Origin of the sequence: Agromyces cerinus subsp. cerinus, assembly GCF_900142065.1 — a bacterium.
Classification (GTDB): Bacteria; Actinomycetota; Actinomycetes; order Actinomycetales; family Microbacteriaceae; genus Agromyces; species Agromyces cerinus.
Genome location: NZ_FSRJ01000004.1, coordinates 1 through 14877, shown reverse-complemented (window position 1 = coordinate 14877; position 14877 = coordinate 1). Strand labels below are relative to the sequence as shown.

Below are 14877 nucleotides of genomic sequence, written 5' to 3'. Positions count from 1 at the left end.
TAGACTCGACTCTCGTGTCCGAGCCCCGTGAAATCACCGAGAGCGCCGTCCAGACGGCGGTCGACGCAGCCCTCGCGGCCATCGCGTCGGCCGGCGACTCCGCCGCGCTGAAGCAGGTCCGCACCGAGCACACCGGCGACAAGTCCGCCCTCGCGCTCCTGAACGCAGAACTCCGCAACGTCCCGAACGAGCAGAAGGCCGCACTCGGCAAGCTCGTCGGCGGCGCGCGCGGCCGTGTGAACCAGGCGTTCACCGCCCGCGAGGCCGAGATCCTCGAGGCCGAGGCCGCCGAGCAGCTCGCGGCCGAGACGGTGGACGTCACGGCGCTCGCCTCGCGGTACCGGGCCGGCGCGCGGCATCCGCTCTCACTGCTGCAAGACCGCGTGTGCGACGTCTTCACCGGCATGGGCTGGGAGGTCGCCGAGGGGCCCGAGGTCGAGAGCGAGTGGTTCAACTTCGACGCGCTGAACTTCGACGCCGACCACCCTGCGCGTGCCATGCAGGACACCTTCTTCGTCGACCCGCCCGAGTCGCACCTCGTGCTGCGCACGCACACGAGTCCCGTGCAGATCCGCTCGATGCTCGAGCGCGAGCTGCCGCTCTACGTGCTCGCTCCCGGACGCGTGTACCGCACCGACGAGTTCGACGCCACGCACCTGCCCGTCTTCATGCAGTTCGAGGGCGTCGCCGTCGACAAGGGCCTCACGATGGCGCACCTCAAAGGCACCCTCGACCACTTCGTGAAGTCGATCTTCGGCGACGAGGCGAAGATCCGGCTGCGCCCGAGCTTCTTCCCCTTCACCGAGCCGTCGGCCGAGCTCGACTTCTGGCACCCGACCTTCAAGGGCGGCGCGCGCTGGATCGAGTGGGGCGGCTGCGGCATGATGCACCCCAACGTGCTGAAGGCGGCCGGAATCGACCCCGAGGTCTATACCGGGTTCGCGTTCGGCATGGGCATCGAACGGGGGCTCATGCTCCGCAACGACGTGCAGGACATGCGCGAAATGGTCGAGGGAGACATCCGCTTCTCCCAGCAGTTCGGAATGGTGGTCTAGAACATGCGAGTTCCACTGAGTTGGCTCGCCGAGTACGTCGAGCTCGTGCCGGGCACGACGCCCGAAGACGTGCACGCCGCACTGGTCAAGGTCGGCCTCGAAGAGGAGGACGTGCACACGTTCGACCTCGAGGGCCCGATCGTCGTGGGCGAGGTGCTCGAGTTCGTCGAGGAGCCGCAGTCCAACGGCAAGACCATCCGCTGGTGCCAGGTGCGCGTCGCGCCCGACGGTGAGACCGCCGCCGACGGCGGCGACGCCGTGCACGGCATCGTCTGCGGTGCCCGCAACTTCTTCGTCGGCGACAAGGTCGTCGTGACGCTGCCGGGCGCCGTGCTGCCCGGCCCGTTCCCGATCGCCGCCCGCAAGACCTACGGACACGTCTCCGACGGCATGATCGCCTCGGCGCGCGAGCTCGGCCTCGGCGAAGACCACGACGGCATCCTGCGCCTCTCGACCCTCGGCATCGACGCACCCGTCGGCACCGACGCGATCAAGCTCCTCGGCCTCGACGACGCCGCGATCGAGATCAACGTCACCCCCGACCGCGGCTACGCGTTCTCGATCCGCGGCGTCGCGCGCGAGTACGCGCACGCCACCGGGGCCCGCTTCCGCGACCCGGTCGAGCAGGCGGCGCCTGCGGATGTCTCGGACGACGCGTTCTCCGTCGTGATCGACGACGCGGCGCCGATCCGCGGCAAGATCGGCTCCTCGGTCTTCGCCACGCGCATCGTGCGCGACGTCGACGCCTCCCGGCCGACGCCGGCGTGGATGATCGCGCGGCTGAAGCTCGCCGGCATCCGCTCGATCTCGCTGCTCGTCGACATCACGAACTACGTCATGCTCGAGCTCGGCCAGCCGATCCACGGTTACGACCTCGACCAGCTCCGCGGCGGCATCGTCGTGCGGCGGGCGACGCCGGGGGAGAAGTTCACCACCCTCGACGGCAAGGAGCGCACGCTCCATGTCGAAGACCTCGTCGTCACCGACGACCGCGGGCCGATCGGCCTCGGCGGCGTCATGGGCGGCGCCGAGACCGAGATGGGCGACGAGACGCGCAACGTGCTCGTCGAGGCCGCCAACTGGGATCCGGTGTCGATTGCGCGCACCGCCCGCCGTCACAAGCTGCCGAGCGAGGCGGCGAAGCGCTACGAGCGCGGGGTCGACCCCGAGATCGCGGCCGCCGCCGTCTCACGCGTCGCCCAGCTCATGGTCGACCTCGCCGGCGGCACCGCCGACGCGGGCGGCTCCCTGATCTCGACGGCTCCGGCGCGTGCAGCGATCCTCCTGCCCGCGGGCTTCGTCTCGTCGATCATCGGCGTCGAGTACACCGAAGACGAGGTGCATGACGCCCTCGCCGAGATCGGCGGCGTCATCACCGCCGTCGACGGCGGATTCTCGGTCGTGCCGCCGGCATGGCGCCCCGACCTGACCGGTCGCGAAGAGCTCGCGGAAGAGGTCGCCCGCCTGATCGGCTACGACCGCATCCCCTCGGTGCTGCCCGTCGCGCCACCCGGCCGCGGACTTACCCGCTCGCAGCGACTGCGCCGGCGCACCGCCGACACGCTCGCGGCCGCCGGATCGGTCGAGGTGCTCTCGTTCCCGTTCGTCTCCGACGCCGACAACGCGGTGTTCGGCAGTGCCGACGGCGCCCCGGTGGCATCCGTGCGCATCGCGAACGCCCTCGACCAGACGGTGCCGTTCCTGCGCCGCTCGCTCGTGCCCGGCCTGATCGGCGCCGCGCGACGCAACCTCTCGCGAGGCCTCACCGACCTCGACCTCTTCGAGATCGGCACGGTGTTCCTGCCCGAGCCGGGGCGCACCTACGGTTCGCTCGAGCTGCCCGTGGGCAACGAGAAGCCGAGCGACGAGGTGCTCGCCGCACTCGACGCCGGCATCCCGCCGCAGCCGCGACACCTCGGTGCGCTCATCGTCGGCGACGTCGTGGCGAAGCAGCCGGGGCAACCCGCCGTGCCCGCCGGCATCGCCGACGCGCTCGACGTCGTGCGCCAGGTCGAACTCGCGACCGGTGCGCGCATCGACGTCGCGCAGGGTGCGCACCAGGCGATGCACCCCGGCCGCACGGCCGAGCTCCGTGTCGACGGCACCCTCGTCGGCTTCGCCGGCGAACTGCTGCCGGTGCTCGCCACCGAGGCCGACCTGCCGCGGGTGGTCGCCGTCGTCGAGCTCGATCTCGACGCCGTCATCGCGCTGACCGAGCCCGCCCTCGAAGCGCGCACGATCGACACGATGCCCGCTGCGACGCAGGACCTCTCGCTCATCGTTCCCGTCGAGGTGGCAGCGGCCGAGGTGGCCGCGGCGATCCGCGAGGGCGCCGGCGTGCTGCTCGAGCAGCTCTCGATCGTCGACGACTACCGCGGCCAGGGCGTGCCCGCCGGAGCGAAGAGCCTGACGTTCGCGCTCCGGTTCCGGGCCGACGACCGCACGCTCACGGCAGCCGAGGCCAGCGAGGCGAAGCTCGCCGGTGCGGCGCTCGCGAACGACCGCTTCGGGGCGACCGTCCGCGAATGACCCCGCGCGCGCGATCCGTCGGCGACGTCGTCGCGGCCATCGATTCGGTGGCCGCGCGGCGTTCCGGCCGGCGGATCGTCGTCGGGGTCTCCGGCTTCGGCGGCGCGGGCAAGTCCACGCTCGCCCGAGCGCTGGTCGGCGAGGTCGACGGCGCCGTGCGGTTGCGGGGCGACGACTTCCTCGAACCCGCGCGCTCGCACCACCGGTCACCGGACTGGGACGGGGTCGAGAGGCGCCGTATCCGCGAAGAGGTGCTCGACCCGTTCCTGGCGGGTCGCCGAGCGGAGTTCCGCCGATTCGACTGGTCGGCGCGTTCGCTCGGCGAGCCCGAAACGCTCGAACCGGCCGAGGTGCTGGTGCTCGACGCCGTCGGCATCTTCCACCCCGAGCTCGACGGTTGCTTCGACCTGCGCGTCTGGGTCGACGTCGACCTCGACGAGGCGACCCGACGCGGCATGGCGCGCGACGCCGCCGAGGGGCGCCTGCACGAGGAGCTCTGGCGCGACGTGTGGGTGCCGAACGAGCGCGACTTCGCGGCGGCCTTCGATCCGCGGGGCCGGGCCGACCTCTGGTACGAGCCCGCGGGCGGCCACGGCGCCTGACGTCACTCGTTTTGCACGGCGCGACCTGCCCCGGATAGGGTCGTCGTATGTCCGCCGCTCGGTTCGCAGTCCCCGCACGCATCTCGCGTGTCGTCGTGGTGCGCAGCCGACGTCGTGGCGAGCGCCGACTCTAGGCGACCCCGCACGCGGCAACGAGGCCGTCAGCAGGTGTCGCCGGAGCCATCCCTCGACCGCTTCGACCTTTAAGGTGGAACCATGACGTTCACCGTCGCCGTTTCCGGCGCGTCCGGCTATGCCGGAGGCGAGATCCTTCGCCTCCTCGCCGATCATCCCGATTTCGACGTGCGCACCGTGACCGCGCACTCCAACGCCGGCCAGCCGCTCATCGCGGTGCAACCGCACCTGCGCAGCTACACGCATCTCACGCTGAAGGACACGACGGCCGAGAACCTCGCCGGTCATGACATCGTGTTCCTCGCGCTGCCGCACGGGGCATCCGGTGCGATCGCCGCACAGCTGCCGGCCGAGACCCTCGTGATCGACTGCGGTGCCGACCACCGCCTCGAGAACAAGGCCGACTGGGCAGCGTTCTACGGGGGCGACTTCCACGGCGCGTGGACCTACGGCGTGCCCGAGCTGCCGCGGCTGTCGGGTACGCAGCGCGACCGCCTCGCGAAGACGAAGCGCATCGCGGCGCCGGGCTGCAACGCCTCGACCGTCGCGCTGTCGCTCGCACCGGGTGTCCGGGCCGGGGTCATCGAGGCCGCCGACATCGTCTCGGTGCTCGCGGTCGGGCCGTCCGGTGCCGGCAAGAGCCTGAAGGCGCACCTGCTCGGCTCAGAACTCCTCGGCTCGGCGAACCCGTACTCGGTGGGTGGCGTGCACCGTCACATCCCCGAGATCCAGCAGGCGCTGCGCTGGGCGGGCGGGGGCAACCCGACCATCTCGTTCACGCCGGTGATCGTGCCGATGTCGCGCGGCATCCTCGCGACCTCGACGGCGCGCATCGTGCCCGGAACGGATGCCGCCACGGTCCGCGCCGCCTGGGAGGACGCCTACGCCGGCGAGCGCTTCGTGCAGCTGCTGCCCGCGGGCCAGTTCCCGCGCACCGCCGACGTGCTCGGTGCGAACACGGCGCTCCTCGGCCTCCAGATCGACGAGAACTCGGGCCGCGTCGTCGTGGTCGCCGCCGTCGACAACCTCGTGAAGGGCACCGCGGGTGCCGCCATCCAGTCCGCGAACATCGCACTCGGGCTCACCGAGTCGACCGGACTCCCCGTGAACGGAGTCGCCCCGTGACCGTCACCCATCCGCAGGGATTCGAAGCCGCGGGCATCGCCGCGGGAATCAAGCGTTCCGGCGCACTCGACCTCGCGCTCGTCGTGAATCGCGGGCCCGCGCAGGAGGCGGCCGTCGTGTTCACCTCGAACCGGGCACAGGCGAACCCGATCATCTGGTCGAAGCAGGTCGCGGCCGACGGCATCGTCTCGGCGATCGTGCTGAACTCCGGCGGCGCCAATTGCTTCACGGGCCCCGAGGGGTTCCAGGTCACGCACCGCACGGCCGAGGCCGTCGCGTCGGGCCTCGGCATCGCGGCAGGCGACGTGCTCGTCTGCTCCACCGGGCTGATCGGCGACCAGCTCGACGGCGAGGTGCTCGAAGAGGGCGTCGTCTCGGCCATCGCCCGTCTCTCGACCGACGGCGGCGACGACGCGGCCCGCGCCATCATGACCACCGACACGAAGCCCAAGCAGGTCGTCGTCGAGGGCGGCGGCTGGTCGATCGGCGGCATCGCGAAGGGCGCCGGCATGCTGGCGCCGGGCCTCGCGACGATGCTGGTGGTCGTGACGACGGATGCCGCGTTGCCGGCGGGCGACCTCGACACCGCGCTCCGCACCGCCACCCGATTGACCTTCGACCGGCTCGACTCCGACGGCTGCATGTCGACGAACGACCAGGTGACGCTGCTCGCCTCCGGCGCGTCGGCCGTCACGCCCGACCTCGGCGAGTTCACCGAGGCCCTCACCGAGGCCTGCCGCAACCTCGCCCTGCAGCTCCAGGCCGACGCCGAGGGCGCGAGCCACGACATCGCGATCGAGGTCGTCGGTGCGGTGACCGAAGACGACGCAGTCGAGGTCGGCCGCTCGGTCGCCCGCAACAACCTCTTCAAGGCGGCAATCTTCGGCAACGACCCCAACTGGGGCCGGGTGCTCGCCGCGATCGGCACCACGAGCGCGCCGTTCGATCCGTACCTCGTCGACGTGTCGATGAACGGCGTGCGCGTCTGCCACGCCGGACGCCCCGACGCCCCTCGAGACGAGGTCGACCTCACGCCGCGCGCGACGCACGTGCTCATCGAGCTGCATGCCGGCGAGGCATCCGCCACCATCTTCACCAACGACCTCACGCACGACTACGTGCATGAGAACAGCGCCTACGCGAGTTGAGCATGAGCGACCAGACAGAACCCGAAGACACGAACGACGCCGCGGCGAAGGCCCAGGTGCTCATCGATTCGCTGCCCTGGCTGAAGCGATTCCACGGCGAGACGATCGTGGTGAAGTTCGGCGGCAACGCCATGGTGAGCCCCGAGCTGCAGCGTGCGTTCGCCGAGGACATGGTCTACCTGCGCTACGCCGGCATCAAGCCCGTCGTGGTGCACGGCGGCGGCCCGCAGATCTCGGCGATGCTCGAGCGGCTCGGCATCCCGAGCGAGTTCCGCGGCGGCTACCGTGTCACGACCCCTGAGACCATGGACGTCGTGCGCATGGTGCTCTCGGGCCAGGTCAACCGCGAGCTCGTCTCGCTCATCAACGAGCACGGACCGCTCGCCTCGGGCCTCTCCGGTGAAGACGCCGGGCTCTTCACGGGACGACGGCGCGGTGCGGTCGTCGACGGCGAAGAGGTCGACCTCGGGCTCGTCGGCGACGTCGTCGCGGTCGACCCGGCCGCAGTGCTCGCCGAACTCGCTGCCGAGCGCATCCCCGTGGTCTCCTCGATCGCCCCCGACGGCGACGTGACCGGGCAGTCGCTCAACGTGAACGCCGACTCGGCCGCCGCAGCACTCGCGGTCGCGCTCGGGGCGGCGAAGCTCGTCATCCTCACCGACGTCGCGGGACTCTACCGCGACTGGCCGAACCGCGACTCGCTCGTCTCAGTCATCGACGTGCCCTCGCTCGTCGAACTGCTGCCGAGCCTCGAGTCGGGCATGATCCCGAAGATGACCGCTTGCCTCGAAGCCGTCGAGGGCGGCGTCGCGAAGGCTGCGATCATCGACGGTCGGGTGCCGCACTCGATCCTGCTCGAGGTCTTCACGCAGTCGGGCATCGGCACCGAGGTGGTGGCGGCATGAACGACTGGCAGCTGCGGTTCGACCAGCGCATCATGCGTTCCATCGGCATGCCGCTCGCGAAGCTCGAGCACGGTTCGGGCGCCTGGGTGACGGATGCCGCGGGTACGACGTACCTCGACTTCCTCGCGGGCATCGCGGTGAACTCCCTCGGGCACGCTCATCCCGTGTTCGTCGAGGCGGTCACGACGCAGGCGTCGAAGCTCGCGCACGTCTCCAACTACTTCACGACCGAGCCCGCGCTCGAACTCGCCGAGCGGCTCGTCCGCCTCGCCGGCGCCGGCCCCGAGGGTCGCGCCTGGTTCGGCAACTCGGGCGCCGAGGCGAACGAGGCCGCGTTCAAGCTCGCCCGGCTCAACAACTCGGGCGGAGCGCGAACCCGCGTGATCGCGCTCGTCGACGCCTTCCACGGACGCACGATGGGTTCGCTCGCCCTCACCGGCAAGCCGCACATGCGGGCGCCGTTCGAGCCGATGGCCGGGGGAGTGGAGCACATCCCCGCGACGATCGCGGCGCTCGAGGCAGCCATCGACGACGCGGTCGCGGCCGTCTTCGTCGAACCGATCCAGGGCGAGGCCGGTGTCGTCGAACTGCCCGAGGGCTTCCTCGAGGCCGCGCGCGAGTTGACCCTCCGCCACGGGGCGCTCCTCATCGTCGACGAGATCCAGACCGGCGCCGGGCGCACCGGCAAGTGGTTCGGCTTCCAGCACGACGGCATCACGCCCGACGCGATCACGGTCGCCAAGGGCATCGGCGGCGGCATCCCGATCGGCGGCCTCATCACCTTCGGTCGCGCCTCCGAGCTCTACCAGAAGGGCCACCACGGCTCGACGTTCGGCGGCAACCCGCTCGCGACCGCCGTCGCGAACGCCGTGCTCGGCGAGATCGAGCGCGCCGGCCTCGTCGAGAACTCGGCCGTGCGCGGCCGGCAGCTGCGCCGGCGCATCGAGGCGATCGGTTCGCCGCTGGTCGCGGGCACGCGTGGGCGGGGCCTCCTCGTCGGCGTGGCGCTCACCGCACCGGTCGCCGGCGACGTCGTCGCCCACGCCATGCGCCACGGCCTCATCGTGAACGCCGCGAACGACACGACCATCCGCATCGCGCCGCCGCTCATCATCGGCGACGCCGAGATCGACGAGTTCGAGGCGCGCTTCGCGCGCGCCCTCGCCGACGCTCACCCGTACTGACCCGACCGACCTCTCTCCACGAACGGACGCATCGCATGACCCGCCACTTCCTCAGGGACGACGACCTCACCCAGGCCGAGCAGACCGAGATCCTCGACCTCGCCGAGCAGCTCAAGGCCGACCGCTGGTCGCAGACGCCGCTCGCCGGTCCGCAGACCGTCGCCGTGATCTTCGACAAGTCCTCGACGCGCACGCGCGTCTCCTTCGCCGTCGGCATCGCCGACCTGGGCGGCTCGCCGCTCATCATCTCGACCGCGAACAGCCAGCTCGGCGGCAAGGAGACGCCCTCCGACACCGCGCGCGTGCTCGAGCGAATGGTCTCGGCCATCGTCTGGCGCACGTACGCCCAGTCCGGCCTCGAAGAGATGGCGGCAGGCACGACGGTGCCCGTCGTCAACGCCCTCTCCGACGACTTCCACCCGTGCCAGCTGCTCGCCGACCTGCTCACGATCCGCGAGCACAAGGGCCGCCTCGCCGGCCTCACGGTCACCTTCCTCGGCGACGGCCGCAGCAACATGGCGCAGTCGTATCTGCTCGCCGGCGCCACTGCGGGCATGCACGTGCGCATCGCCGCTCCGGCGGAGTTCGCCCCCGAGGCATCCGTCGTCGCCGACGCCGAGCGCATCGCGGCGACGACCGGCGGTTCCGTCGCCGTCGTGACCGACGCGCGCGAGTCCGTGACCGGTGCCGACGTCGTCGTCACCGACACCTGGGTGTCGATGGGCAAGGAGGAGGAGAAGGCGCATCGCGTCGCGACCTTCGGCGGCTACCAGGTCGACGCCGAGCTCATGTCGCACGCGGCATCCGATGCGGTGTTCATGCACTGCCTGCCCGCCGATCGCGGCTACGAGGTGAGCGCCGACGTCATCGACGGCCCGCAGTCGATCATCTGGGACGAGGCCGAGAACCGCCTGCACGCGCAGAAGGCGCTGCTGGTCTGGCTGCTCGCGAGGAAGGACGCCTGATGGGCGACGTGAACGGCACCGACGGCACCACCGCCACCGACGGCACCACCGCCACCGGCGACACCACCGAGGCGCACGGCACGAATGAGGGCTCGCTCTGGGGCGCTCGATTCGCGAGCGGCCCGTCGCCTGAACTGCAGCGCCTCTCCAAGTCGACGCATTTCGACTGGCAGCTCGCGGGCTACGACCTCGCGGGTTCACGCGCACACGCCCGAGCGCTCGCCTCGGCCGGATACCTCGAGGCCGACGAGCTCGACGCCATGCTCGCCGGGCTCGACACGCTGGAAGCCCGCGTCGTCTCGGGTGAGATCGTCGCCGGTGAGGCCGACGAAGACGTGCACGGCGCCCTCGAGGCCGCACTGATCACGATCGTCGGTCCCGAGCTCGGCGGCAAGCTCCGCGCCGGGCGCAGCCGCAACGACCAGATCGCCACGCTCGTGCGCCTGTACCTGAAGGACCACGCCGCGACGATCGGCCGCGACCTCGTGCACCTCATCGACGCGCTCGCCGCGCAGGCCGATGCGCATCGCACGGCGATCATGCCGGGGCGCACGCACCTGCAGCACGCGCAGCCGGTGCTGCTCGCGCACCACCTGCTCGCGCACGCCTGGGCGCTCTCGCGCGACCTCGAGCGGCTCGTCGACTGGACGAAGCGAGCGGATGTCTCGCCGTACGGCGGGGGAGCCCTCGCAGGTTCGACGCTCGGCCTCGATGCGGCATCCGTCGCCCGTGACCTCGGCCTCGCGAGCCCTGCCGAGAACTCGATCGACGCGACCGCGAGCCGCGACGTCGTCGCCGAGTTCGCCTTCATCACGGCGATGATCGGCATCGACCTCTCGCGCTTCGCCGAGGAGATCATCCTCTGGAACACACGCGAGTTCGGCTTCGTCACGCTGCACGACGGCTACTCGACGGGCTCGTCGATCATGCCGCAGAAGAAGAACCCCGACATCGCCGAGCTCGCGCGCGGCAAGTCGGGCCGGCTCATCGGCAACCTCACGGGTCTGCTCGCGACGCTGAAGGCCCTGCCGCTCGCCTACAACCGCGACCTGCAGGAGGACAAGGAGCCGGTCTTCGACTCCGTCGAGACGCTCGAGGTGCTGCTGCCCGCGTACACGGGCATGGTCGCGACCCTCACCTTCCACACCGAGCGCATGGCCGAGCTCGCGCCGGCCGGCTTCTCGCTGGCGACGGATGTCGCGGAGTGGCTCGTGAAGCGGCGGGTGCCGTTCCGCGACGCCCACGAGATCACCGGTGCGCTGGTGCGATATGCCGAGGAGCACGGGCTCGAGCTCGACGCCGTCGACGACGCGGCGCTCGCGGCGATCTCGCCGCACCTCACGCCCGACGTGCGCGAGGTGCTCACGGTCGAGGGGTCGGTCGCGAGCCGCGACGGCATCGGCGGTACCGCCCCCGTGCGCGTCGCCGAGCAGTTCTCCCGCCTCGCCGACCGCGTGCGCCACCTCGTCGCGAGCCTCCCGGAGGCGCGCAGCTGATCGGACTCGTCACCCCCGGTCGGGACTTCTTCGAACAGGACCCCGTCGTGCTCGCGCCGCTCCTCCTCGGAGCGGTGCTGAGGTACGACGCTCCCGACGGGCGGGTGGCGATCCGGCTGTCGGAACTCGAGGCGTACCGCGGTGTCGGCGAGGATCCCGGCTCGCACGCGTTCCGCGGTCGCACACCGCGCAACGCGGTGATGTTCGGCGAGCCGGGGCATCTCTACGCGTACTTCAGCTACGGCATGCATGTCTGCCTGAACATCGTCGCGCGTCCCGAAGGATCCTCGTCGGGCGTGCTCATGCGCGGGGGCACCGTCGTCGACGGACTCGACCTGGCGAGGAGTCGTCGACCCGGCGTGCACGATCGCGACCTCGCGCGGGGACCCGGCCGGCTGGCGAAAGCGCTCGGCGTGCCACTCGATGCGGGGGGAAGTGATCTGCTCGGGTCACCGTTCATGTTGCAGGTGCCGTCGGCGCCGTTGCACGCCGCGAGCGGCCCGCGCACCGGCGTCGGCGGAGCGGGCGGCGGCTCGCAGTACCCGTGGCGGTTCTGGTTGCCCGGCGACGAGGGCGTTTCGCCGTATCGGCGGCACAAGCTCGCGGCGGAGTGACGGCGATCTCCACGCGGCATCCGCGGGAGCACCCGCGATGGACTGCGTCGCAGCGTGCGTCGCAGCGTGTGGTGGGGGCTCAGCGCAGCGCGAGATGCACGACGAGCGCGCCCGCGCAGGCCCAGATGAGGCTCGCGAAGGTGCCGATGATGAATCGCTCACGCGCCTCGGGCGCCTCGAGTTCCGTGAAGCGGCCCACGCCCTTGATCGCGACGACGATCGCGAGCGCCTCGGGGAAGCCGGCGATGATGGCGCCCGCCGAGGCGACGCGTTCGAGCACGCCGATCGTCAGTCCGCCGCGGAGGACTTCGCGCTTGACGGCGGATTGCACGCCGCGGTGTTCTTCGTCGGCCGAACGCTTCTCGGCGACGATGATGCCGCCGTGGAGACCGGGTGCGACGGTGCCGCCCATCGCGAGGTCGAGCGCCGTCGACGCAGCCGGACTGCCGCCGAAGACGGCGACGGTGAGGCCGAGCACGGTGACGAGCGGGGCGAGGCCGAACTGCGCGGGGCCGCTCGCCGATGCCGCTGCGAGCAGTGCCACGCCGAGCGAGCCCGCTGCGAACCAGATGTACGCGCGGCGCGGGCGCAGGTAGGCGAGCACCGAGAGTGCCGCCGCAGCGACCAGCGAGATCACCAGGGCCGACCAGGTGATGACATCGGCGATGACGTCGAAGTGGATCATGCGCGGGCTCCCGTCGAGCTGTCGAGGTTCTCGAGCAGCCTAGCGAGCGCCGGCACGGCGTCGAGCTCTGCACGGATGTTTGCCGACTTCATGCGCGAGCTGATCGCCGGGGCGCTCACACCGAGCTCATCGGCGATCTCGGTCTGCATGGCGCCGGCGACGATGCGGTCGTAGACCTCCCAGCCCTGGTCGGACCGGCGCTCGCGGAGGAGGAGGGCGAGCTTGAACAGCGCCTCCACATGCTCGGCGTCGTCGTGCGCCGCCTCGATCGCGAGTCGGGGCGAACTCTTCTTCGCGCGCTCGACCGCGTCGCGGGCGGCGAAGAACGCGTCGCCGCTCGCCTCCCGGATGTCGGCCGGAAGCGGCTCCCGCACGTCGCCGCAGCCGATGCCGACGCTCCAGGCGCCGTTGCGGGTGAGTTCGAACACGACCTCGACGACGGTGCGCGCATCACGGGTGATCAGCTGGATCTCGTCGCCGGCGTTCCGCGCGACCGGCAGCAGCAGCCGCTCGCCGTGCGCGCGCTGGATCCGGTCGCGCTCGGCTCCGGCGAGATCGGCCTGCGTCCGACTGGAGACCTGGTCTGCGGTGACGACGATCATCGGGCTCCTTCAGTGTGTAGCCTTCATCTGCGCTCGAATAAGCATACAACATTAATCAAGAACCGGTTAGAGATGGGACCTAATCCGCGCGCTGATACCCTGACGGAGTGTCAGACCCAGTGATCCTCAGTACCCAGCAGAACGACGCCTCCTTCGCAGACGTCTGGGAGGAGCTCGTCTGGCGCGGCCTCGTGCACGTGTCGACCGACCAGGCTGCGCTGAAAGAGCTTCTCGCGGGCGAGCCGATCACGTATTACTGCGGGTTCGACCCCACTGCGCCGAGCCTGCACCTCGGCAACCTCGTGCAGTTGCTCACCATGCGCCGCATCCAGCTCGCCGGGCACAAGCCGCTCGGCCTGGTCGGCGGCTCGACCGGCCTGATCGGCGACCCCCGGCCCACGGCCGAGCGCACGCTGAACACCAAGGAGACCGTCGCGGAGTGGGTCGGATACCTGCAGGGCCAGGTCTCGCGGTTCCTCTCGGGCGAGGGGGAGAACGCGGTTCGGCTCGTCAACAACCTCGACTGGACGGGCGGACTCTCCGCCATCGACTTCCTGCGTGAGATCGGCAAGCACTACCGCGTCGGCACGATGCTGAAGAAGGACGCGGTGGCCTCGCGCCTGAACTCCGACGCCGGCATCAGCTACACCGAGTTCAGCTACCAGATCCTGCAGGGCTTCGACTACCTCGAGCTCTACCGCCAGTACGGCTGCGTGCTGCAGACGGGCGGCAGCGACCAGTGGGGCAACCTCACGAGCGGCACCGATCTCATCCACCGCGTCGAGGGCGCGAGCGTGCACGCGATCGGCACCCCGCTCGTCACGAACTCCGACGGCACGAAGTTCGGCAAGAGCGAGGGCAACGCGATCTGGCTGGATGCCTCGATGTGCAGCCCGTACGCGTTCTACCAGTTCTGGCTCAACACCGACGATGCCGACGTGATCTCGCGACTGAAGATCTTCACGTTCCTGAGTCGCGAGCGCATCGAGCAGCTCGAGGCGCTCGTCGAGACCGAGCCGTTCAAGCGCGAGGCGCAGAAGGTGCTCGCGACCGAGGTCACCACCCTGGTGCACGGAGCGGATGCCACGCAGGCCGTGATCGACGCGTCGCGTGCGCTGTTCGGGCAGGGCGATCTCGCTGTGCTCGATCGCGCGACGCTCGAGGCGGCGCTCCGTGAGCTTCCGAACACCAGGGCGACGACGGATGCCTCGATCGTGCAGCTTCTTGTCGACACTGGTCTGGTCTCGAGCCAGAGCGAGGGCCGACGCGCAATCGCCCAAGGGGGAGTGTCGCTCGACAACGTGCGCATCGACGACGACGCCGCGACGCTTGATGGGCGCGTCGCGGCCGGCGGGCTGGCGGTGCTGCGTCGTGGCAAGAAGACGCTCGCAGGGGTCTTCGTCGAATAGTCGTTCGCTGTTGTTCCAGGGCTCCGGTCGCTCACTTCAGTGAGGGCTGGAGCCCTTGTCGTTGCAGGGTTGTGGGTGCGACACGCCCGGGTTGCAGGTGTGATTTGCGTGGGTGTTGGGATTCCGCGTATTGTTATCACTCGTTGCCCCACAGGAGCGGAAGAGCGGGACTGCTGGAAAGCGTCTGGTTCTCCTCCTCAAGTTGGCACGAAGATCCCAAACCAAGTTGTTTCGTCTTCTTGTGTTTGAAGCGTTCGGATGCGTCCCTGGTGGGATGGCCGGATGAGAACGAAGAGCTCCGGTGTGCGGCCTGTTTCGGGTTGGTGTGTCGGGTGCGTCCGTTCCTTGAGAACTCAACAGCGTGCACTATGTTCAATGCCAAATTATTGAACCCCGACCCCATCGTTTGGTGGGGGGAGGATT

At 70.3% G+C, this 14877-nt stretch carries 13 protein-coding genes; 11 read left to right on the top strand and 2 right to left on the bottom strand.

The window, feature by feature from the left end:
- Nucleotides 1–14 precede the first annotated feature (14 nt).
- The 10 genes from pheS (at nt 15) to BUR99_RS14265 (ending at nt 11758) form a co-directional block, all read left to right on the top strand.
- Complete coding sequence (gene pheS / locus BUR99_RS14310) at nt 15–1055, top strand: phenylalanine--tRNA ligase subunit alpha (protein WP_074261084.1); 1041 nt, start codon at nt 15–17, stop codon at nt 1053–1055.
- 3 nt (nt 1056–1058) lie between these two features.
- The gene (gene pheT / locus BUR99_RS14305; protein WP_074261083.1) at nt 1059–3584 is read left to right on the top strand and encodes a phenylalanine--tRNA ligase subunit beta; all 2526 of its coding nucleotides are present in this window, start codon (nt 1059–1061) and stop codon (nt 3582–3584) included.
- The gene (locus BUR99_RS14300) at nt 3581–4186 is read left to right on the top strand and encodes a uridine kinase family protein (protein ID WP_074261082.1); all 606 of its coding nucleotides are present in this window, start codon (nt 3581–3583) and stop codon (nt 4184–4186) included. The genes pheT and BUR99_RS14300 overlap by 4 nt, the downstream gene beginning before the upstream one ends.
- A 216-nt stretch (nt 4187–4402) precedes the next feature.
- Nucleotides 4403–5446, top strand: a complete 1044-nt coding sequence (gene argC / locus BUR99_RS14295) for an N-acetyl-gamma-glutamyl-phosphate reductase (protein WP_074261081.1) — start codon at nt 4403–4405, stop codon at nt 5444–5446.
- Nucleotides 5443–6594 (top strand): bifunctional glutamate N-acetyltransferase/amino-acid acetyltransferase ArgJ, encoded by a 1152-nt coding sequence (gene argJ, locus BUR99_RS14290; protein ID WP_074261080.1) that lies wholly within the window; start codon nt 5443–5445, stop codon nt 6592–6594. The genes argC and argJ overlap by 4 nt, the downstream gene beginning before the upstream one ends.
- Before the next feature lie 2 nt (nt 6595–6596).
- Nucleotides 6597–7499 carry an acetylglutamate kinase gene (argB, locus tag BUR99_RS14285; RefSeq protein ID WP_074261079.1) on the top strand — a complete coding sequence of 301 codons (903 nt, stop codon included), beginning with the start codon at nt 6597–6599 and terminating at the stop codon, nt 7497–7499.
- Nucleotides 7496–8683, top strand: a complete 1188-nt coding sequence (locus BUR99_RS14280; protein WP_074261078.1) for an acetylornithine transaminase — start codon at nt 7496–7498, stop codon at nt 8681–8683. The genes argB and BUR99_RS14280 overlap by 4 nt, the downstream gene beginning before the upstream one ends.
- 35 nt (nt 8684–8718) lie before the next feature.
- Entirely contained in the window at nt 8719–9648 is a 930-nt protein-coding gene (gene argF, locus BUR99_RS14275) for an ornithine carbamoyltransferase (RefSeq protein ID WP_074261077.1), read from the top strand.
- Complete coding sequence (gene argH / locus BUR99_RS14270) at nt 9648–11144, top strand: argininosuccinate lyase (RefSeq protein ID WP_074261076.1); 1497 nt, start codon at nt 9648–9650, stop codon at nt 11142–11144. The genes argF and argH overlap by 1 nt, the downstream gene beginning before the upstream one ends.
- Nucleotides 11144–11758, top strand: coding sequence for a DNA-3-methyladenine glycosylase (locus tag BUR99_RS14265; RefSeq protein WP_074261580.1), 615 nt, complete (start codon nt 11144–11146; stop codon nt 11756–11758). The genes argH and BUR99_RS14265 overlap by 1 nt, the downstream gene beginning before the upstream one ends.
- A 79-nt stretch (nt 11759–11837) precedes the next feature.
- Here BUR99_RS14265 and BUR99_RS14260 read toward each other — a convergent pair whose 3' ends face one another.
- Nucleotides 11838–12443: a hypothetical protein gene (locus BUR99_RS14260; RefSeq protein ID WP_074261075.1), complete on the bottom strand. Its 606-nt coding sequence runs from the start codon at nt 12441–12443 to the stop codon at nt 11838–11840.
- Nucleotides 12440–13045, bottom strand: coding sequence for a hypothetical protein (locus BUR99_RS14255; RefSeq protein ID WP_074261074.1), 606 nt, complete (start codon nt 13043–13045; stop codon nt 12440–12442). The genes BUR99_RS14260 and BUR99_RS14255 overlap by 4 nt, the downstream gene beginning before the upstream one ends.
- 107 nt (nt 13046–13152) lie before the next feature.
- Between BUR99_RS14255 and tyrS the strand changes: the two genes are divergently transcribed.
- Nucleotides 13153–14454 carry a tyrosine--tRNA ligase gene (gene tyrS / locus BUR99_RS14250; protein WP_074261073.1) on the top strand — a complete coding sequence of 434 codons (1302 nt, stop codon included), beginning with the start codon at nt 13153–13155 and terminating at the stop codon, nt 14452–14454.
- Nucleotides 14455–14877 lie beyond the last annotated feature (423 nt).

What these genes read in the sequence shown, in the direction of transcription:
- pheT (WP_074261083.1), top strand. Translation starts at nt 1,059, where the DNA reads ATGCGAGTTCCACTGAGTTGGCTCGCCGAGTACGTCGAGCTCGTGCCG.
- BUR99_RS14300 (WP_074261082.1), top strand. Translation starts at nt 3,581, where the DNA reads ATGACCCCGCGCGCGCGATCCGTCGGCGACGTCGTCGCGGCCATCGAT.
- argC (WP_074261081.1), top strand. Translation starts at nt 4,403, where the DNA reads ATGACGTTCACCGTCGCCGTTTCCGGCGCGTCCGGCTATGCCGGAGGC.
- argB (WP_074261079.1), top strand. Translation starts at nt 6,597, where the DNA reads ATGAGCGACCAGACAGAACCCGAAGACACGAACGACGCCGCGGCGAAG.
- BUR99_RS14280 (WP_074261078.1), top strand. Translation starts at nt 7,496, where the DNA reads ATGAACGACTGGCAGCTGCGGTTCGACCAGCGCATCATGCGTTCCATC.
- argF (WP_074261077.1), top strand. Translation starts at nt 8,719, where the DNA reads ATGACCCGCCACTTCCTCAGGGACGACGACCTCACCCAGGCCGAGCAG.
- argH (WP_074261076.1), top strand. Translation starts at nt 9,648, where the DNA reads ATGGGCGACGTGAACGGCACCGACGGCACCACCGCCACCGACGGCACC.
- BUR99_RS14260 (WP_074261075.1), bottom strand. Translation starts at nt 12,443, where the DNA reads ATGATCCACTTCGACGTCATCGCCGATGTCATCACCTGGTCGGCCCTG.
- BUR99_RS14255 (WP_074261074.1), bottom strand. Translation starts at nt 13,045, where the DNA reads ATGATCGTCGTCACCGCAGACCAGGTCTCCAGTCGGACGCAGGCCGAT.